Genomic DNA, 17,800 nt, shown 5'->3' on the forward strand with positions numbered 1-17,800 from the left:
CCGGAACCTGCGCTTACGCCACCTCGGCGAAGGCGTCGCAATGCTCCAGCGGCAACGCCTCCAGCAGGCGCTGGCGCACGCGCTGGCAATAGCCATCCGAAGTCAGCGCGGGCAGCAGCTGCATCGCCGACTGCAGCCGCTGCAGCACCTCATCCTCCGCACGCGCCTGCTGCAGATCGCGGAATAGCGCCGCTGCCTGCGGATGCCGCTGCATTTCCAGGATACCCAGCAGGTAGATGCGCGCTGCCACCAGCGAACGGCGACGTTCGACCGGCGTGGCGCTGGCGTTCGTTGGCACCTTCACCAGCGCCGCATTGGCCGGTTCGGCAGCGGCGTGAGGGGGTGCCGCCGCCGTTGCCGTGCCGGTCGCCAGATAGCCCGCCTGCACCAGCTGGATGACCATCGCCGGCGCATCCTGTCCAAGCAGACCGGTCAGGTCGGCGACGGTACGCTGGCCGTCGCACAGGATCAGCAGCCGGCGCTGGCGCATGTCCAGCGGCGCGCGGTGGGCCTGCAGCGCGGTTCGGGCGAGATCGGTCTTGCGCGGTTGCATGGAAGGGACGGCCAGATCGGTGCTCGCCGAGCCTGAACGAGGGCGATGAAACCGCGATGACAATGCAGCGCCTGCACACCGGATGGGTTAGCGTGCAGCCATCTTCGTGCCAGGGAACCGCACCGATGAAGCACCTCCCGATTGCTGGTCTGTTGCTCCTTTCGCTCGCCGCCTGCAGTGCGGGCCCCGACAAGCAGGGGGCGGCCGGTAGCGGCAGCGACACCCCGGCGGAAACCGCCTCGGCGACCGGGCCTGCGCAGTCGACGGATCCCGACCTGGCCGCCCGTCCAGCCAATGACCGTCGCGAGGACAGTCCCGCGCGCCTGGATGGCTTCGGCGGCGCCGCGCTGGGCGCTGGCATCGCCGAGGTCCGCAGTGGCTTCGGCACGCCGCTGCAGGGTCTGGGCGCCGATGCGGCCGGCAAGCCGCTGCCGGCTGACGACAGCAACGACGGCTGCTACTTCCTGCGCCCGCAGGATGCCGAAGAGCCGCGCCTGATGATCGAAGGCCGCAAGCTGGTGCGCTACGACGTGCGCAGCGCCGCCATCACCGCACCAGGCGGCGGCAAGGTCGGCATGACCCTGGGTGAGCTGCAGGTGCTGTACCCGGAGCGGGCCGATGTCGGCCCTGACAAGTACGACGAGAAGGCCCAGCACCTGCGCGTGCGCCCGGCGCAGGAGGGTGGTGCGGTCATCGACTTCGCGCTCGGCGCTGATGGTCGGGTCAGTGCCTGGCGCGTCGGCAAGACCCCACAGGTCGATTACGCCGAAGGCTGTGGCTGATCCTTGATCCACCGCCGAGCCATGCGCTCGGGCCACGCGTAGAATCGCGGCACCACTGCTGGGGAGTGCTCGATGATCGCCATTGCCATTGCCTGGTTCCTGCTCGGCCTGCTGCTGCTGGCGCTGGGCGGGGACTCCATCGTCAAGGCCGTGTCCGGCCTGGCCCAGCGTTTCGGGGCCAGCCCATTCACTGCCGGGCTGCTGCTGCTCGGGGTGGCCACCTCGTTGCCGGAGCTGGCAGTCAACGCGTGCGCGCTGGCGGTGGGCCAGCCAGAACTGGCGCTGGGCAATGCGGTCGGCAGCAGCATCACCAACCTGGGCCTGACCCTGGCCGTGGCGGCCATGGCTGCGCCCCTGCTGCTGCGCGCGCGCCTGCAGACGGTGCTGTGGTGGTCGCTGCTGGCGGCAGGTGTGCTGCTGATCCTGTTCGGGCTTGATGGCGGCCTGGCACGTTGGGAGGGCGGCATACTGCTGGCCGGCTTCATCGTGGTGCAGGTGCTGCTGCTGCGCCGTGGTCGCAGCGAGAGCGCGGAGGTGCAGGTGGCCATCGCCGAGTCCGCACTGAGCCGCACCAGCCTGCCGTTGAACGTGCTGCGCGTGCTGATTGCCGCGTTGACGCTGTACTGGGGCGCGCGCCTAGTGGTGGGCGCCGCCGCCGACTTTGGCGTCGCCCTGGGTTGGACGCCGCTGCTGGTCGGCCTGCTGCCGGTGGCGATCGGTACCGCACTGCCGGAGGTGGCCACCGCCATCGCCGCCGCGCGTCGCGGGCATGGCGACATGGTGCTGGGCCACGTGCTGGGTTCCAGCGTGGTCAACCTGCTCCTGGTGATCGGTGCGATGGCCGTGCTGCAGCCGCTGGCGCTGCCGGCCTCGTTCGTACGCCTGGAACTGCCGGCGCTGCTGGCGTTCGCGCTGGTGCTGTACCCGATGCTGCGTGGCGACCTGAAGATCAGCCGCGGCGAAGGTGTGATCCTGCTGGTCGCGTTTGTCGGCTGGTTCGTGCTGGAACTGCTGCTGGTCGGCGCACCGGCGCTGTAGAGCCGAGCCCATGCTCGGCTGCTGTTCGTGCCGACCAGCGGTCGGCACCTACCGGGCGTCACATTGCCGGCCAGCGGCCGGTTCTACCGGTTCTGCGTGATTTCTTCTTCCCGCACCGGTTCCGGCGGTGGCAGCTGCTCCTCGGCGGCACGTTCGTTGCCCGGCAGGGTGGGGCGGGTCTCCATCAGCAGCGACAGCGCGGCCTTGGCCATCATGTGCGCGCTGATCGGTGCGGTGATGAACAGGAACACGGTGATCAGCAGCTCGCGCGGCTGCGGGTCCTGGCCGAGGAAGATGTGGTAGCAGACCGAGCACACCAGCACGCAGCCCACGCCCAGCGTGCTGGCCTTGGTCGGCGCGTGCAGGCGCTTGAAGAAGGTCGACAGCTTCACCAGGCCCAGTGCGCCCACCAGGATGAAGAAGCAGCCGAACAGCAGCAGGATCGACAGGCCGATCTGGATGGCAGTGATCATTCGACGATGTCCCGGCGCAGCACGAACTTGCTCAGCACCACGGTGCTGCCGAAGCCGAGCATGGCGATGATCAACGCCGCCTCGAAGTAGATCGGTGAATTGAGGTACATGCCGAACAGCATCAGCTCGGCGATCGCGGTCACCGACAGGGTGTCCAGTGCGAGGATGCGGTCGGGCACGGTCGGCCCGCGCAGCAGGCGCCAGGTGGCCAGCAGCATGGCCAGGCCGACCACGTGCATGCACACCACCAGGGTGGTCTGGATGACTTCAAAACCGGTCATGGGAAGATCTCCATCAACGGCGCCTCGTAACGGCGCTTGATCGTATCGATCAGGTCCTGTGGATCCTCCAGGTGCAGCACATGCACCAGCAGGAACTTGCGGTCGTCGCTGAGCGCGGCCGAGACCGTGCCCGGGGTCAGGGTGATCATGCTGGTCAGCGCGGCGATGCCGTGGATGTTGGCGATGTCCAGCGGCAGCCAGATGAAGCCCGGGTGGATGTTCTTTTCCGGGCCCAGCACCTGCAGGGCGACGCGGATGTTGGACATCAGGATGTCCAACAGGGTCACGCACACCAGTCTGGGCAGCGGCCGCAGGGTGCCGATGCGCGCGAACTCGCGGTCCAGGCGCGCGGCGAACAGCGGAACCACCACGCCCAGCACCAGCCCCAGCACGATCTGGCCGAGGGTGAAGCTGTCGGACATCAGCAGCCAGAACGCCACCACCATGATGCTGAGCATCGGCGAGGGGATCAGGCGACGGAACAGGGAGCGCTGGGCGGTCATGGCTGGCGGATCTCCGGCGTGGTCGCGCGCAGCTGCTGCACGTACTCGCTGGGGTGCAGCAGCTGTGCGGCGGTGGCGTCGGTGTAGCGCATCAACGGTGCCGCGGCCAGGGTCATGCCGATGCCGTAGGCCAGCAGCAGGCAGGCGGCGTAGAGTTCTACCCGGCGCAGGGGAGCCTTGCGCGGCTTCGGTGCTTCTGGATCGACCGGCGGCACGCGCCAGAACAGGCGGATGCCGCCGCGGGTCAGGCCCATGATCACCAGCAGGCTGCTGACCAGCACGGCGGACCACACCGGCCCGGTGTACTGCGCCGGCATGCCGGCCAGCAGCGCGGCCTTGGCCAGGAAGCCGGACAGTGGCGGCAGGCCGGCCACCGACACTGCCCCGATCAGGAACAGCACCGCTGGGGTTTCCTTGCCCGGCATCGGTGCCACCACTTCCTTGCGGTCGCTGGCACCGCCGCGACGACGGCGGATCAGGTCGGCGATCAGGAACAGCGCGGCGGCGACGAAGCTGCTGTGCGGCAGGTAGTACAGGCCCGCCGAGAGTACCTGCGGCGTGCCCACCGAGAAGGCGATGAACAGCGTGGCCGCCGACACGATCACCAGGTACGAGATCAGGACGCGCAGGCGGGTCGCGGCCAGTGCACCCAGGCCACCGAGCACCAGCGTCGCCACGCCGGCCCACAGCAGCCAGTCGCGGCCATAGCCGGCCATCGCGCCTGCGTCATCGCCGAACCACAGCATCTGGATGCGCAGCACCGAGTACAGGCCGACCTTGGTCATGATCGCGAACAGCGCAGCCACCGCTGCTGGCGCACGCGAATAGGCTTCCGGCAGCCACAGGTACAGCGGCATCAGCGCGGCCTTGGCGCAGAACACCAGCAGCAACAGGCCCATCGTCGCCTTCACCAGGGTCAGCTGTGCCGGCGGCACCTGCGCGATGCGCTGCGACAGCTCGGCCATGTTCAGCGAACCCAGCGTGGCGTACAGCAGGCCCAGCGCGATCAGGAACAGGGTCGAGGCGGTGACGTTGAACACCACGTAGTGCAGGCCGATGCGCATGCGCAGGCCGCGGCCACCGCTGAGCAGCAGGCCGTAGGAGGCGATCAGCATCACCTCGAAGAACACGAACAGGTTGAAGATGTCGCCGGTCAGGAACGCACCGTTGAGGCCGACCAGCTGGAACTGGAACAGCGCATGGAAGTGCGGTGCGCGGCGGTCCCAGCCCGAGCAGGCGTGCAGCAGGCAGGGAATGGCCAGCAGCAGGGTGGTCAGCAGCATCCACGCCGACAGCCGGTCGGCCACCAGCGCGATGCCCAGCCGCGACGGCCAGTCGCCCAGCAGGTAGACGTTGATGTCACCGCTGGCCGTGCTGGCAAACAGCAGGCCCACCGCCAGCGCCAGCGCCGACAGCGCGGTCCAGGCCACCGCGCGCTGCACCCTCGGGCCGTAGCGACGGTGTTCGACGAACAGCGACAGCGCAGCGCCCAGCAGGGGAATCAGGATCGGCAGGATCACCAGGTGGTTCATGCGCGGTCCTCGCCCTGGCGCGGCGGCACGCGCTCATCGTGCAGGTCATCGTCGGGCTCGTGGGCGTCCACATGGTCGCTGTGGTTGTCGCTGCGGCTGCGCATGGCCAGCACGATGCTGACTGCGGTCATCGCGAAGGCGATCACGATCGCGGTCAGTACCAGCGCCTGTGGCAGCGGATCGGTGTAGTTGCCGAGGTGGCTGTCCACGCCCTCCTGCAGCACCGGCGCCTTGCCCAGCACCACGCGGCCACCGGCGAAGATCAGCAGGTTGGTGGCGTAGGACAGGAAGGTCATGCCGAGGATCACATCGAAGCTGCGCGCACGCAGCAGCAGGTAGATGCCGATGGCGGTCAGCACGCCGATCGCGGTGGCCAGGGCCAGTTCCATCAGTGCATCTCCCCGGTACGTGCCGAACGGCGTTGCAGGTCGATCTCGCCCTTGCGGGCGGTGCGGGTACGCGACGGCTTGATCGTGCCCATCATCGACAGCATCAGCATGGCGCCGCCGAACACCACCAGGTAGACGCCGATGTCGAAACCGATCGCACTGGCCAGCGGCACGTCGCCGATCAGCGGCAGGTGCAGGTCGAGGTGGCCACTGGTCAGGAACGGCACGCCGAACAGCATCGAGGCGCAGCCGCTGAGCAGGGCGATCAGCAGGCCCATGCCGATGCAGCGGATGTAGTCGAAGCCGAAGCGCGACTCCACCGACGCGGTGCCCTGGATCACGTACTGGATCAGCAGCGGCACCGCCAGCACCAGGCCGGCGATGAAGCCACCGCCCGGCGCGTTGTGGCCGCGCAGGAACAGGAAGATCGATACGGTCAGGGTCAGCGGGAACATGATCTGGGCCAGGTCGGCTGGTACCGGCAGCTTGATCGGAGGGCCGGGCATGATCTGCTCCGGTGCCATCCGCGTGCGCCGCAGCAGGGCATGCACCACCAGCGCGGCGATGCCGAACACGGTGATCTCGCCGAAGGTATCGAAGCCGCGGAAGTCGACCAGGATCACGTTGACCACGTTCTGGCCATAGGCCTCGGGCAACGCACGGGCGAGCAGTTCGCCGGCCATGGTGTTCGGCGGCAGGGTCATCGCCGAATAGGCCAGCGCACCCAGGCCGGCGCCGGCGATGATCGCGATCACCGCATCGCGGCGCTTGCGCCAGCGCGGACGTTCCGGCCCGGACTGCGCCGGCAGGTAGTTCATGCCCAGCAGCATCAGCACCAGGGTGACCATCTCCACCAGCAGCTGGGTCAGGGCCAGGTCGGGTGCGGACAGGAACACGAAGGTCAGCGCCACCATCAGGCCGACGCCGCCGACCAGCAGCACTGCCAGCAGGCGCTGCTTGTAGATGCGCAGGGTGGCAACGGCGCAGGCCATCATCACCAGCCACAGCGCCCAGCCCAGCAGCGGGATCGGCTGCGGCGCGGTCCAGTTCGGCGAGGCCGGGTTGGCGATGTAGGGCGCGGCGGCCACGGTGATGGCCACCAGCACCAGGCCCAGCAGCATGCGCTGCAGGCTGCCATTGGCGATGCCGTTGGTCAGGCGCATGGCCAGCGCGGAGATCGCGTCCAGCTGCGCATGGAACACATTGCGGCCAGTGCTGACGTTGGTCACGGCGTGCAGGTTGATCAGCTTGCGCAGGCCGAAGTACAGCGCCACGCCGCCGATCACGCCGATCGCGCTCATCGCCAGCGGCAGGTTGAAGCCGTGCCATACCGCCAGGCTGTACTCGGGCATGGCGTCGCCGAGGATCGAGGCCGCAGCGGCGTGCAGCACCGGCGCTACGGTCAGTGCCGGTGCCACGCCCACCGCCACGCAGATCACCACCAGCAGTTCCACCGGCACCTTCATCCAGCGCGGCGGTTCATGCGGCACGCGGTCCAGGTCCTGCGGGCCGGGGCCGAAGAAGGTGTCGTGCACGAAGCGCAGGCTGTACGCCACCCCGAATACGCCAGCCAGCAACGCGGCGATCGACACCGCCGTGCGCATGATGCCCGGGCCGCCGGCCGTGATCGCTTCGGCGAACAGCATTTCCTTGGACAGGAAGCCATTGAGCAGGGGGATGCCAGCCATCGCCAGCGAGGCGATGATCGCCAGCGCGCTGGTGAACGGCATCAGCCTGCGCAGGCCTCCGAGCTTGCGCATGTCACGGGTGCCGGTTTCGTGGTCGATGATGCCGGCGGCCATGAACAGCGAGGCCTTGAAGGTGGCGTGGTTGAGGATGTGGAACACGCCGGCCACCACCGCCATCGGCGTGGACAGGCCGAACAGCAGGGTGATCAGGCCCAGGTGGGAAATGGTCGAGTACGCCAGCAGGCCCTTCAGGTCATGCTGGAAGATCGCATTCCAGGCGCCGATCAGCAGGGTCAGTGCGCCGATGCCGCTGACCGTGTAGAAGAACAGGTCGCTGCCGGCCAGTGCCGGATGCAGCCGCGCCAGCAGGAACACGCCGGCCTTTACCATGGTGGCCGAGTGCAGGTACGCCGAGACCGGGGTCGGCGCCGCCATCGCGTGCGGCAGCCAGAAGTGGAACGGGAACTGCGCGCTCTTGGTGAAGATGCCGGCCAGTACCAGGAACAGGGCGTAGGGGTACAGCGCGCTGGCGCGGATCTGCTCGCCAGCGGCCAGCACCACGTCCAGGTCGAAGCTGCCGACGATGCGGCCGATCAGCAGCACGCCACCGAGCAGGGCCAGGCCACCGCCACCGGTGATCACCAGCGCCATGCGTGCGCCTTCGCGGGCGTCCTGGCGGTGCGACCAGAAGCCGATCAGCAGGAACGAACTGATGCTGGTCATTTCCCAGAAGATCATCAGCAACAGCAGGTTGCCCGACAGCACCATGCCCAGCATGGCGCCCATGAACAGCAGCAGGTAGCAGTAGAAGCGGTGCGCGTTGTCCTGCTGGCTCAGGTAGTAGCGCGCGTACAGCACCACCAGCGCGCCGATGCCCAGTACCAGCCCGGCGAACATCCACGCCAGCCCGTCCACGCGCAGGGTGAAGTCCAGGCCGATCTGTGGCAGCCAGGGCACCAGGGTGCGAACCACCTGGCCATCGAGCACCGCCGGGGTCAGCCAGCCGAGGATGGCCAGCCCGCCCAACGGCGCCAGCGCCGCCAGCCAGGCAGCAGTCGAGCGCGAACTACGGGGGAAGGCCGCAACAGCCGCTGCCATCAGGAACGGCAGGGCCAGCAGCAGGGGCAGGCTGGGGAGCATGCAGGGAATCCATGATTCACGAGCAGGTCAGGGAGAATAACAGGCTGCGAAATGTCGCTGAAACCCATCGAACAGCGATCAATTGCATGTAACGTCCGCTGATTCATATTTTCTGCGACGCAACATCGCGTTCCTGCGTGTTCTCCTCGCTTGCCCTCGGGGGACGCCCTACGCCCACGCAGGGAGACCGCAGGCCCTGTCGCACAGGGGCTGCCGTCGACGGGCGGGAAGTGGGGAGCGGATCACCGGCGCAGGCTGGCAGGGCCGTCGTGGAGTGCGGGTGACGGGATCTGCCCGTTCAGGAAACGAGGTGCGCCGTCGGCCCTGGGCAGGTCAGTAGCGCCAGTCGAGCTTGCGGTAGAACTTGGCCATCACCCAGGCCGGGCCGATCAGCAGGTAGGTCAGGTCGGTCAGGAAGCTGGGCTTGCGGCCCTCGAACGTGTGGCCGATGAACTGCGCGATCCAGGCCACCACGAACACGCCCACCGCCAGCCAGCGCAGGGCCTGCAGGCCGATTTCGGCTTCCAGCAGGCGGCACAGGCAGCCGAACACGAAGAACTGGATGAGCATGCCGATGCCCAGCGGGCGCGACAGCTTGTTGTAGAAGCACCAGGCGCTGAACATCGCGAACGCCGACCAGATGCCGTACTGGAACCAGGTGATCAGCGGCGGCAGGCACCACAGCAGGGCCACCACCGACCACAGGATCGCCGGGACCGCCACCACGTGGATGCGCTGGTTGATCACATTGCGGTGGTCGTCGGAGTAGCTGGCGAAATAGCGGTCGATCGGCCGCGCAAGCTCGGTGGATGTCTGCATGCGGCCAGCATACTCCCGCCAGGGCCGACAGTAGAGCCAGGCCATGTCTGGCTGCGGATTCGCCGAGGTTGCCGGCCAGCGGCCGGCACTACCACCAAAATGAAACGCCCCCGGCGGGCCGGGGGCGCAGGCGGATCAGTCGACGCTGATCCCGGCCAGGCGCTGCAGCGCCTCGGCGTACTTGGCGCGGGTGCGCTCGATGATCTCGGCCGGGATGCTCGGGCCCGGGGCGGTCTTGCCCCAGTCCAGCGTCTCCAGGTAATCGCGCACGAACTGCTTGTCGTAGCTCGGCGGGCTGGTGCCCACTTCGTACTCGTCGGCCGGCCAGTAACGCGAGGAATCCGGCGTCAGCATCTCGTCCATGATGTACAGGCGGCCATCGGCGTCGGTACCGAACTCGAACTTGGTGTCGGCCAGGAGGATGCCGCGTTCGCGGGCGTAATCGGCGGCGAACTTGTAGATGCGCAGGGTGGCGTCGCGCACGCGCTCGGCCAGGTCCGCACCGACCTGCTTCACCATCGCGTCGAAATCGATGTTCTCGTCGTGGTCGCCGACGGCGGCCTTGGTCGAGGGGGTGAAGATCGGCTCGGGCAGCTGCTCGGCCTGGCGCAGGCCGTCGGGCAGATCGATGCCGCTGACCTTGCCGGTGCGCTGGTAATCCTTCCAGCCGCTGCCGATCAGGTAGCCGCGGGCGATCGCTTCCACCGGCACCGGCTTCAGCTTGCGGGTGACCACCGCGCGCTTGGCATACAGGGCGGGGTCCACGCCTTCGGGCAGCACGCTGGCCACGTCGATGCCGGTCAGGTGGTTGGGCATCAGGTGCGCGGTCTTGGCGAACCAGAAGTTGGAGACCTGGCAGAGCATCTCGCCCTTGCCCGGGATCGGGTCGGGCAGGACCACGTCGAACGCCGACAGGCGATCGGTGGCCACCATCAGCAGGTAGTCGCCCGGCGGGGTCCCTGCAGGCAGCCGCTCGCGCGGGATATCGAACACATCACGCACCTTGCCGCGATGGCGCAAGGGCAGGCCGGGGAGATCGGATTGCAACAGCGTGGTTGGCACGGGCACTCCTGGGGCGTTGTCGATACGGCTGCCCAGCGGACCCGGCGGGCCCGCTGACCAGCGGGCGGCCTAGTGTAAAGCGGTCCGGGCCCGCTGTGACGTAAAATGAGCATCCATTTCGCCGGTCGACCCTGGGGCGCCATGCGCTGGTACGGAAAACTGCTCGGTTTCATCGCCGGGGCCCTGCTGTTCCGGCCCAATCCGCTGTTTGGCGCGGTAGTCGGCCTGTTGATCGGCCATGCCTTTGATTCGGACTGGTTCCGCCTGAACAAGGAGAACCCGTACCGGGAGCTGGGGCTGACCTCCGAGGCCACCGATGCCGAGATCGAGCGCGCCTACCGAAAGCTGATCTCGCAGTACCACCCCGACAAGCTTGGCGGCGCCGCCCCCGAGCTGCAGCAGCAGGCCGAGCAGAAGTCGCGGCGGATCAATGCCGCCTACGACCGCATCAAGACCCTGCGCAAGCGCTGATCCGACAGTCCCGCCTGCGGGCGGGAGAATCCTTTCCCCGTTCCGAAGGCCCCGGCCATGTCCAACTGCCTCATCGCCCCGTCCATTCTCTCTGCCAACTTCGCCCGTCTCGGCGAGGAAGTCGACAACGTCCTCGCCGCCGGCGCGGACTGGGTCCACTTCGACGTGATGGACAACCACTACGTGCCGAACCTGACCATCGGCCCGATGGTCTGCCAGGCGCTGCGCAAGCACGGCGTGACCGCGCCGATCGACGTGCACCTGATGGTCGAGCCGGTGGACCGCATCATCCCGGACTTCGCCGAGGCCGGTGCCACCTACATCAGCTTCCATCCGGAGGCGAGCCGCCACGTGCACCGCACCATCCAGCTGATCCGCTCGCTGGGCTGCAAGCCGGGCATCGTGCTCAATCCGGCCACCCCGGTGGACATCCTCGACTGGGTGCTGGATGACCTGGACCTGGTGCTGCTGATGTCGGTCAACCCGGGCTTCGGCGGCCAGGCCTTCATCCCCTCGGCGCTGGACAAGCTGAAGGTGGTGCGCAAGATGATCGATGCCAGCGGCAAGGACATCCGCCTGGAGATCGACGGTGGCGTGAAAGCCGACAACATCGGTGAGATCGCCGCCGCCGGCGCTGACACCTTCGTTGCCGGTTCGGCCATCTTCAACGCCAGGACCAGCTACCAGGACGTGATCGCGCAGATGCGCGCGAACGTTGCTGCGGCAAGGGGCTGAGCCATGGGTACGGTGGCCGTGTTGAACATCCGCCCGGCCACCGTGGCCGACGCTGGCCTGATCCTGCGCTTCATCCGCGAACTGGCCATCTACGAGAAGGCCGAGCATTCGGTGCAGACCGATGAGATCGGTATTGCCGAAAGCCTGTTCGGTGCCGATGCGACTGCCCGCGCGTTGATCTGCGAAGCCGACGGTGAGGCCATCGGCTATGCGGTGTATTTCTACAACTACTCCACCTGGCTGGGCCGCAAGGGCATCTACCTGGAAGACCTGTACATCAGCCCGGAGAAGCGCGGCGGCGGCGCCGGCAAGGCACTGCTGAAGTACATCGCCCGCCAGGCCGTGGCCGAAGGCTGCGGTCGTTTCGAATGGTCGGTGCTGGACTGGAACACCCCGGCCATCGAGTTCTACACCGCCGCCGGCGCAAAGCCGCAGGACGAGTGGACCGTGTACCGGCTGCAGGGCCAGGCGCTGCACGATTTCGCCAACGGTTGACGTGAAATGCATCCACGCATGGCGTGGATCTACGGCCGGCAAAAAAAAGCCACGCCAATCACTGGCGTGGCCTCGCTGCATGCGTGGGAGGCTGATCCTGCCTCCATCCGTCGTCCCTGCTATGGCCTTCCATTCTCCAGCAGCTGAATGACATCTGCGTGACATTCACCGCGGGCAAACAGCGCATTGCTAGCCTGTGCCACCGCATCCCTGGAAGCTCTGCATGACCACCCCGCGCTGGCGCCTGATCCTCAACGGCAAATCCGCCGGCAACGATGAGTTGCGCGACGCCGTCGGCCATTGGCGCGGACAGGGCGTGCAGCTGGAAGTGCGGGTGACCTGGGAAGACGGTGACGCCGAACGCTACGTGGCCGAGGCGATCGATCATGGCGTGGACGTGATCGTGGCCGCCGGTGGCGATGGCACGCTCAGTGCGGTGGCCGAGACACTGGCACATCGTGAGGAGCCGGCAGATGCGCTGCCCTCGCTGGCGCTGATTCCGATGGGGACCGCCAACGATTTCGCGACTGCTGCCGGCATTCCCACTGAGCCGAAGGAGGCCTTCGCCTTGATCGGGCAGGCGACGCCGCACGCCATTGACCTGTTGCGCGTGGACGCCGATGGCACGCAATGGTGGTGCGCCAATCTCGCCAGCGGTGGCTTCGGCACGCAGGTGACGGTGGAGACCGATGCCGGCCTGAAGAAGATGCTGGGCGGGCTGGCCTATGTGATCACCGGCATCGCCAAGCTGGGCCGCATCGAGCCGATCACCGCGCGGCTGTCCGGCCCGGATTTCGCGTGGGAAGGCGACTTCATCGCCCTGGGCATCGGCAATGGCCGGCAGGCCGGCGGTGGCCAGCAGTTGTGCCCGCAGGCCGTGATCGACGATGGGCTGCTGGATGTCACCGTGCTTCCGGAACTGGAGGGTGAGGTCACCGCCACGCTCGGCCAGATGCTGAAGTCGGGCACCCAGGCGGCGCTGGAACAGCTGGCCACGCGTGCGCGGCTGCCGTGGCTGCAGGTGGAGTCCGAGCGCCCGTTGACCCTCAACCTGGACGGCGAACCAGTCCAGGCCCGCCAGTTCCGCATCGCGTGCGTGCCGGGCAGGGTGCGCATGCACCTGCCGGTCGGTTGCCCGTTGCTGGCGGGGTAGGCGGGGTAGAGTCGACTGTTAGTCGACTTACGCGTGTAGCGCCGGTTTTACCGTCGGGACGAAGAGCAGTCGACTAACTGTCGACTCTACCGGTTCCCGCGCCGGTCCCCCACCGGTCCCCGCCATGAGCCCTGTGCTTTCCCGTGGTTCAGTTTCCCAGGGTTCCCCTCCCGCCCCGGCTGCGATACAGTCAGGGGGTGTCCAGCCTGACGACCCCGCATACCCTTTCTTCCGCACGCCGTTGGTGGCGATGGTGGCCCGTTGCCGTCGTCCGCCCCCATAACGCTGTGTCCCGGAAGGAAAGTCGTCTTGAACTCGCACGCTCAGTTTCAGCAGCAGGCCGCTGAAGGCCACACCCACATTCCCGTCGTCCGTGAAGTGCTGTCCGACCTGGACACGCCGCTTTCGGTCTATCTGAAGCTCGCCGACGGCCCCAATACCTACCTGTTTGAATCCGTCGAAGGCGGCGAGCGCTTTGGTCGTTACTCGATCATCGGCCTGCCGGCGCGTCGCGTGTACGCCTTCCATGGCCACACGCTGACTGTGCGCGAAGACGGCCAGGTGGTGGACACCCGCGAGGTGGCCGACCCGTTCGCCGAAGTCGAGGCGCTGCGCAGCGCCCACTCGGTGCCGAAGCTGGAAGGCCTGCCGGGCTTCACCGGTGGCCTGGTCGGCTGGTTCGGCTTCGAGTGCATCGGCTACATCGAACCACGCCTGGCCCCGCCGGCCGGCCGCGATGAGCTGGGCACGCCGGACATCCTGCTGCTGGATTCCAACGAGCTGGCGGTGTTCGACAATCTCAAGGGCCGGCTGTACCTGATCGTGCACGCCGACCCACGGGTCGAGGGCGCCTTCGAGCAGGCCCAGGCACGCCTGGATGCGCTGACTGCCAAGCTGCGCGCGCCCGGCGCCGGTTATCCCGCACCGCTCAACAGCGACGTGCTGGACGAGTCCGACTTCGTCTCCGGCTTCACCCGCGAAGGCTTCGTCGATGCGGTCCAGCGCAGCAAGGAATACATCCGCGCCGGTGACATCTTCCAGGTGGTGCTCAGCCAGCGCCTGAGCGTGCCGTTCAAGGCGCGCCCGGTGGATGTGTACCGCGCGCTGCGTGCACTGAACCCGTCGCCGTACATGTACTTCCTGGATGTCGGCGACCTGCAGGTGGTCGGTTCATCGCCGGAAATCCTGGTACGCCTTCAGGACGGCGAAGTCACCGTGCGCCCGATCGCCGGCACCCGCCCGCGTGGCGCCACGCCCGAGCTGGACCTGGCGCTGGAAGCCGAGCTGCTGGCCGATCCGAAGGAACGCGCCGAGCATCTGATGCTGATTGACCTGGGCCGCAACGATGCCGGCCGCGTCTCGAAGGCAGGTACCGTGGAGGTGGGCGAGCAGTTCGTGATCGAACGCTACAGCCACGTGATGCACATCGTCAGCGAAGTGACCGGGCAGCTGCAGCCGGGCCTGAGCTATGCCGACGTGCTGCGTGCCACCTTCCCGGCCGGCACGGTCAGCGGCGCGCCGAAGATCCGCGCGCTGGAAGTGATCCGCGAGCTGGAACCGATCAAGCGCAATGTCTACGCCGGCAGCATCGGCTACATCGGCTGGCACGGCGATGCCGATACCGCGATCGCGATCCGCACCGCGGTGATCAAGGACGGCCGCCTGTACGTGCAGGCCGGCGCCGGCATCGTCTACGACTCGGACCCGGACAAGGAATGGGATGAGACGATGAACAAGGGCCGCGCGCTGTTCCGCGCCGTCGCCCAGGCCGCCAAGGGCCTGTAACCTTCCCATTGTCGAAGGCTGTCCGTCGCGCGGTGCAAGGGATGCGCCGCGCCCACTTGAATGGGTTCTTGCAGATCATGAAAAGCGCCACCTCCCGGTATATGCCGCACATTGATGGACTGCGCTGCGTCGCGGTGCTCGCGGTCCTGCTCTTCCACTTCGGGGTGCCTGGGCTCGGCGGTGGCTATGTCGGCGTCGACATCTTCTTCGTGATCAGCGGCTTTCTGATCACCTCCATCATCCGAGGTGAGCTGGTGGAGACCGGTGGTTTCCGCTTCGCCAACTTCTACACGCGTCGGGTCCGGCGCATCCTGCCCGCACTGATCGCCACCCTGCTGGCTACCACGGTCCTGGCCGTGCTCAGCCTTACGCCAGCCGATCTGGTCGCGTACGGCAAGTCTTTGTTGGCCTCGGCGCTGTCGGTATCCAACCTGCTTTTCTGGTCGGAAAGCGGCTACTTCGATGCGGCCTCGCAGACTAAGCCCCTGCTGCACACCTGGTCGCTGAGCGTGGAGGAGCAGTTCTACCTGGTGTGGCCTGCGTTCCTGTTCCTCTGCTACCGGTTCGGCGGCCGCCGCGGTATCGCCTGGGGCATCGTCGCCGCAGCAGCAGCCAGTTTCCTTGCCAACCACCTGGTGGTGGCCAGGCAGAGCGTGGGTTTTGCTTCGGATCTCTTCTTCCTGCCGCACTTCCGTGTGTTCGAGTTCGCCATCGGCGCAGCCGGCTGCTTCATCGCCGCGCGGCTGCCGGCATCGCGCTGGCTCCACGAAGGCATGTTTGCCGTCGGCGCTGCCCTGATCGTGTATTCGATCGCCACCCTGGTGGAAGGCGACGTATTCCCGTACACCAACGCCATTGCGCCGTGCGTGGGCGCGCTGCTGGTCATCGCATCGAGCCGCTCCCGTGCGACCACGTTGCTGCTGGCCAATCCCCTGGCGGTCTGGTTCGGCAAGATCAGCTACTCGCTGTACCTGACCCATTGGCCGGTAGTGGTATTCGTCACCCAGTTCATGCCGCACTGGTCGTGGGCGGTACAGTTCAGTCTGATGGTGGTGATGTCCCTGGTGACGGCCGTGGCGCTGCATCATTGGGTGGAAGTGCGATTCCGCTATGTCGATCCGGCCGCGCCCAAGGGGGCGCTGGTGGGCCGCACGCTGGCCGCCTCGCTGTTCTGCTGTGCGCTGGGCGTGGCGGTGCTGGCATCCAACGGCATGGTTTGGCGCTACCAGTACTTTACCCCTGGCATGGTCGGGCCGGGCACGGCGGCCAGCGCCCCCGTCCAGCATGCAGCGGCACGCGCCGAAGTGTCGGTGTTCCAGCCGCTGGGGGCCGCCGACATCGAGGCCGGCAAGGGGCGCCGATTCGAAGGCCTTGCCGCAGCCTGCAATGTGCAGTCGCTGCGGGATCCAGCGCGCTGCCCCATGGATCGGCCGGTGCAGGTGCTGCTGTTCGGCAACTCGCATGAGCCCGACGGCTTCAACGCCTTCGCGCAGATCTACGGGCGAGACCGCCGCGTGAACCTGGTCAATTTCGGTACCGTCAACGACTGCAAGGTGGTGCTGGAGCGGGGCCGCATTGCATCGCCCACGCCGGAACTGGCATGCGATACCCGCTTCGCGGCGCTGGACGATGAACGCTTGGTGCAGGCGCTGGACGTGATTGTCTACAACACGCACCAGGGATTTGACCCTGTTGCCGCCGACCTGTGGCGGATCCTCGAGATCTTGAAGACGCGCAACCCGCAGTTGAAGATCATCGCGATCGGCTCCTTCCTGCAAACCACCTCCGACTGCGCGTCGCTGTACAACCGCTACGGAAGCTTCGATGCATGCAAACGCCCGGACCTGGTGAATTACTTCAACCCGGATGAGCGCGCCAAGTCGACCATTCCGCAGGTGAAGTCGCTGCCGTACCTCTACATCAGCAAGTACGAATTGCTGTGCGGCGGCAATGCTATGGAGGGCTGCGTGATGGAGGCCAACGGCGAGCCGGCCTTCTACGACCAGCATCACCTGTCCCTAGGCTACGCGCGCTTCCTGGGCCAGCGGCTGGCCAAGCGGCATGCCGCCGACCTGGTTGCTGCCGGCCTGCCTGAGCCCGTTTCCAGTGAGGAGTAGATGATGAAGCTGCTGAGCGCATTGCTGTGGTCGTCGCTGCTGGCCACGATGGCCCCGTCTGCGTGGGCGCAGGCCAATACCATTCCCTCGCAGCCGCATCTGCTGGTGAAGGGGCAGGGTACCCGCACGGTGATGCCCGATCGGTTCGGCCTGCAGCTGAACATCGAAGAGACCGACATGGATGCCGACGCGGCGCGCCGCCGCGTGCAGGACAACGTGGCGCGCGTGCTGGCACTGTTCAAGCAGCACAAGGCGGTGGAGGGCAGCGTGCGTGCGGACAACCTGCGGATCGGCCCGGCCACGCGCTATGAGCAGAACCGGCAGGTCTTCATCGGTACCCGCGTATCGCGCCAGCTGCGTGCCAGCTTCGCCAGCGTGAAGGCGATGCAGGATGTTCTGGGGGCGTTGAAGGCCAACGAGAACGTACAGGTGAGCAGCCTGGCGCCGACCTATTCGGGCGAAGTGACGCTGCGCCGCGAACTCAAGGGCGAGGCAGCGGCCCAGACCCGCGAGTCCGCGCAGGGCCTGGCCAAGGCCTATGGAACAAGAGTGCGTGGCCTGTACAGCATCTCCGATGTGGCGCCGGACTTCGCCTACGGCATCCGGGCCGGGCAATGGCCGCAGCAGGGCGAGGACGGCGGGGACCTCGACAGGATCTCGGTGACCGGCAGCTACGCGCCCGCCTCCGCGCCCGCGCCCGCTGAGCCCGAATCCATTGAAGCCGGCCCCATCACCTACATCGAAAACGTGTACGCCATTTTCCTGATAAGCGACGGAACCTGAC

18 protein-coding genes are annotated in these 17,800 nt (G+C 67.2%); 9 read left to right on the forward strand and 9 right to left on the reverse strand.

The window, feature by feature from the left end:
* Nucleotides 1–13 precede the first annotated feature (13 nt).
* A complete protein-coding gene (locus AC5P8C_RS06280) occupies nucleotides 14–553 on the reverse strand; it encodes a hypothetical protein (protein WP_019661523.1) in 540 nt (179 codons plus the stop codon).
* A gap of 125 nt (nucleotides 554–678) precedes the next feature.
* On the opposite strand from AC5P8C_RS06280, the gene AC5P8C_RS06285 reads away from it, so the two are divergent.
* Together AC5P8C_RS06285 and AC5P8C_RS06290 are read left to right on the forward strand one after the other, a co-directional pair.
* Nucleotides 679–1,335 carry a hypothetical protein gene (locus AC5P8C_RS06285; RefSeq protein ID WP_019661522.1) on the forward strand — a complete coding sequence of 219 codons (657 nt, stop codon included), beginning with the start codon at nucleotides 679–681 and terminating at the stop codon, nucleotides 1,333–1,335.
* A gap of 72 nt (nucleotides 1,336–1,407) precedes the next feature.
* A complete protein-coding gene (locus tag AC5P8C_RS06290) occupies nucleotides 1,408–2,373 on the forward strand; it encodes a sodium:calcium antiporter (protein WP_019661521.1) in 966 nt (321 codons plus the stop codon).
* Nucleotides 2,374–2,456: 83 nt separating this feature from the next.
* Here AC5P8C_RS06290 and AC5P8C_RS06295 read toward each other — a convergent pair whose 3' ends face one another.
* The 8 genes from AC5P8C_RS06295 to AC5P8C_RS06330 all read right to left on the reverse strand — a co-directional run bounded on the left by AC5P8C_RS06295 (nucleotide 2,457) and on the right by AC5P8C_RS06330 (nucleotide 10,260).
* Entirely contained in the window at nucleotides 2,457–2,846 is a 390-nt protein-coding gene (locus tag AC5P8C_RS06295) for a Na+/H+ antiporter subunit G (protein ID WP_019661520.1), read from the reverse strand.
* On the reverse strand, nucleotides 2,843–3,127 hold the full coding sequence (locus AC5P8C_RS06300) for a K+/H+ antiporter subunit F (RefSeq protein WP_005411334.1): 285 nt from the start codon (nucleotides 3,125–3,127) through the stop codon (nucleotides 2,843–2,845). Before AC5P8C_RS06300 ends, AC5P8C_RS06295 begins: the two co-directional genes overlap by 4 nt.
* Nucleotides 3,124–3,630, reverse strand: coding sequence for a Na+/H+ antiporter subunit E (locus tag AC5P8C_RS06305; protein WP_019661519.1), 507 nt, complete (start codon nucleotides 3,628–3,630; stop codon nucleotides 3,124–3,126). Before AC5P8C_RS06305 ends, AC5P8C_RS06300 begins: the two co-directional genes overlap by 4 nt.
* Nucleotides 3,627–5,162: a monovalent cation/H+ antiporter subunit D gene (locus tag AC5P8C_RS06310; RefSeq protein WP_233653644.1), complete on the reverse strand. Its 1,536-nt coding sequence runs from the start codon at nucleotides 5,160–5,162 to the stop codon at nucleotides 3,627–3,629. The genes AC5P8C_RS06305 and AC5P8C_RS06310 overlap by 4 nt, the downstream gene beginning before the upstream one ends.
* The gene (locus AC5P8C_RS06315; RefSeq protein WP_019661517.1) at nucleotides 5,159–5,551 is read right to left on the reverse strand and encodes a Na+/H+ antiporter subunit C; all 393 of its coding nucleotides are present in this window, start codon (nucleotides 5,549–5,551) and stop codon (nucleotides 5,159–5,161) included. Before AC5P8C_RS06315 ends, AC5P8C_RS06310 begins: the two co-directional genes overlap by 4 nt.
* Entirely contained in the window at nucleotides 5,551–8,379 is a 2,829-nt protein-coding gene (locus tag AC5P8C_RS06320; RefSeq protein WP_495218456.1) for a monovalent cation/H+ antiporter subunit A, read from the reverse strand. Before AC5P8C_RS06320 ends, AC5P8C_RS06315 begins: the two co-directional genes overlap by 1 nt.
* Before the next feature lie 333 nt (nucleotides 8,380–8,712).
* Nucleotides 8,713–9,198: an Mpo1 family 2-hydroxy fatty acid dioxygenase gene (locus AC5P8C_RS06325; RefSeq protein WP_010482667.1), complete on the reverse strand. Its 486-nt coding sequence runs from the start codon at nucleotides 9,196–9,198 to the stop codon at nucleotides 8,713–8,715.
* 135 nt (nucleotides 9,199–9,333) lie between these two features.
* Complete coding sequence (locus AC5P8C_RS06330) at nucleotides 9,334–10,260, reverse strand: phosphoribosylaminoimidazolesuccinocarboxamide synthase (RefSeq protein ID WP_019661515.1); 927 nt, start codon at nucleotides 10,258–10,260, stop codon at nucleotides 9,334–9,336.
* A gap of 141 nt (nucleotides 10,261–10,401) precedes the next feature.
* On the opposite strand from AC5P8C_RS06330, the gene AC5P8C_RS06335 reads away from it, so the two are divergent.
* From AC5P8C_RS06335 to AC5P8C_RS06365, 7 genes are all read left to right on the forward strand, one after another.
* Nucleotides 10,402–10,731: a J domain-containing protein gene (locus tag AC5P8C_RS06335; RefSeq protein ID WP_008265098.1), complete on the forward strand. Its 330-nt coding sequence runs from the start codon at nucleotides 10,402–10,404 to the stop codon at nucleotides 10,729–10,731.
* Nucleotides 10,732–10,788: 57 nt separating this feature from the next.
* A complete protein-coding gene (gene rpe, locus AC5P8C_RS06340; RefSeq protein ID WP_019661514.1) occupies nucleotides 10,789–11,466 on the forward strand; it encodes a ribulose-phosphate 3-epimerase in 678 nt (225 codons plus the stop codon).
* Between the two features lie 12 nt (nucleotides 11,467–11,478).
* Entirely contained in the window at nucleotides 11,479–11,961 is a 483-nt protein-coding gene (locus tag AC5P8C_RS06345; RefSeq protein ID WP_026347198.1) for a GNAT family N-acetyltransferase, read from the forward strand.
* A gap of 223 nt (nucleotides 11,962–12,184) precedes the next feature.
* A complete protein-coding gene (gene yegS / locus AC5P8C_RS06350) occupies nucleotides 12,185–13,114 on the forward strand; it encodes a lipid kinase YegS (RefSeq protein ID WP_019661512.1) in 930 nt (309 codons plus the stop codon).
* A gap of 309 nt (nucleotides 13,115–13,423) precedes the next feature.
* Nucleotides 13,424–14,899 (forward strand): anthranilate synthase component I, encoded by a 1,476-nt coding sequence (gene trpE / locus AC5P8C_RS06355; RefSeq protein ID WP_014648670.1) that lies wholly within the window; start codon nucleotides 13,424–13,426, stop codon nucleotides 14,897–14,899.
* A 77-nt stretch (nucleotides 14,900–14,976) separates the two neighbouring features.
* Nucleotides 14,977–17,016, forward strand: coding sequence for an acyltransferase family protein (locus AC5P8C_RS06360; RefSeq protein WP_195670310.1), 2,040 nt, complete (start codon nucleotides 14,977–14,979; stop codon nucleotides 17,014–17,016).
* Nucleotides 17,017–17,019: 3 nt separating this feature from the next.
* Nucleotides 17,020–17,799 (forward strand): SIMPL domain-containing protein, encoded by a 780-nt coding sequence (locus AC5P8C_RS06365; RefSeq protein ID WP_032955477.1) that lies wholly within the window; start codon nucleotides 17,020–17,022, stop codon nucleotides 17,797–17,799.
* Nucleotide 17,800: the final 1 nt, after the last annotated feature.

It is taken from the genome of Stenotrophomonas sp. YJH_SMC_46, assembly GCF_059370315.1.

Bases quoted from the DNA above. Each gene is read 5' to 3' on its own strand.
- AC5P8C_RS06315 (WP_019661517.1), bottom strand. From the start codon at position 5,551: ATGGAACTGGCCCTGGCCACCGCGATCGGCGTGCTGACCGCCATCGGC.
- AC5P8C_RS06325 (WP_010482667.1), bottom strand. From the start codon at position 9,198: ATGCAGACATCCACCGAGCTTGCGCGGCCGATCGACCGCTATTTCGCC.
- rpe (WP_019661514.1), top strand. From the start codon at position 10,789: ATGTCCAACTGCCTCATCGCCCCGTCCATTCTCTCTGCCAACTTCGCC.
- AC5P8C_RS06335 (WP_008265098.1), top strand. From the start codon at position 10,402: ATGCGCTGGTACGGAAAACTGCTCGGTTTCATCGCCGGGGCCCTGCTG.
- AC5P8C_RS06290 (WP_019661521.1), top strand. From the start codon at position 1,408: ATGATCGCCATTGCCATTGCCTGGTTCCTGCTCGGCCTGCTGCTGCTG.
- AC5P8C_RS06295 (WP_019661520.1), bottom strand. From the start codon at position 2,846: ATGATCACTGCCATCCAGATCGGCCTGTCGATCCTGCTGCTGTTCGGC.
- AC5P8C_RS06365 (WP_032955477.1), top strand. From the start codon at position 17,020: ATGAAGCTGCTGAGCGCATTGCTGTGGTCGTCGCTGCTGGCCACGATG.
- AC5P8C_RS06360 (WP_195670310.1), top strand. From the start codon at position 14,977: ATGAAAAGCGCCACCTCCCGGTATATGCCGCACATTGATGGACTGCGC.
- AC5P8C_RS06310 (WP_233653644.1), bottom strand. From the start codon at position 5,162: ATGAACCACCTGGTGATCCTGCCGATCCTGATTCCCCTGCTGGGCGCT.
- AC5P8C_RS06305 (WP_019661519.1), bottom strand. From the start codon at position 3,630: ATGACCGCCCAGCGCTCCCTGTTCCGTCGCCTGATCCCCTCGCCGATG.
- AC5P8C_RS06320 (WP_495218456.1), bottom strand. From the start codon at position 8,379: ATGCTCCCCAGCCTGCCCCTGCTGCTGGCCCTGCCGTTCCTGATGGCA.
- AC5P8C_RS06300 (WP_005411334.1), bottom strand. From the start codon at position 3,127: ATGACCGGTTTTGAAGTCATCCAGACCACCCTGGTGGTGTGCATGCAC.
- AC5P8C_RS06280 (WP_019661523.1), bottom strand. From the start codon at position 553: ATGCAACCGCGCAAGACCGATCTCGCCCGAACCGCGCTGCAGGCCCAC.
- AC5P8C_RS06285 (WP_019661522.1), top strand. From the start codon at position 679: ATGAAGCACCTCCCGATTGCTGGTCTGTTGCTCCTTTCGCTCGCCGCC.
- yegS (WP_019661512.1), top strand. From the start codon at position 12,185: ATGACCACCCCGCGCTGGCGCCTGATCCTCAACGGCAAATCCGCCGGC.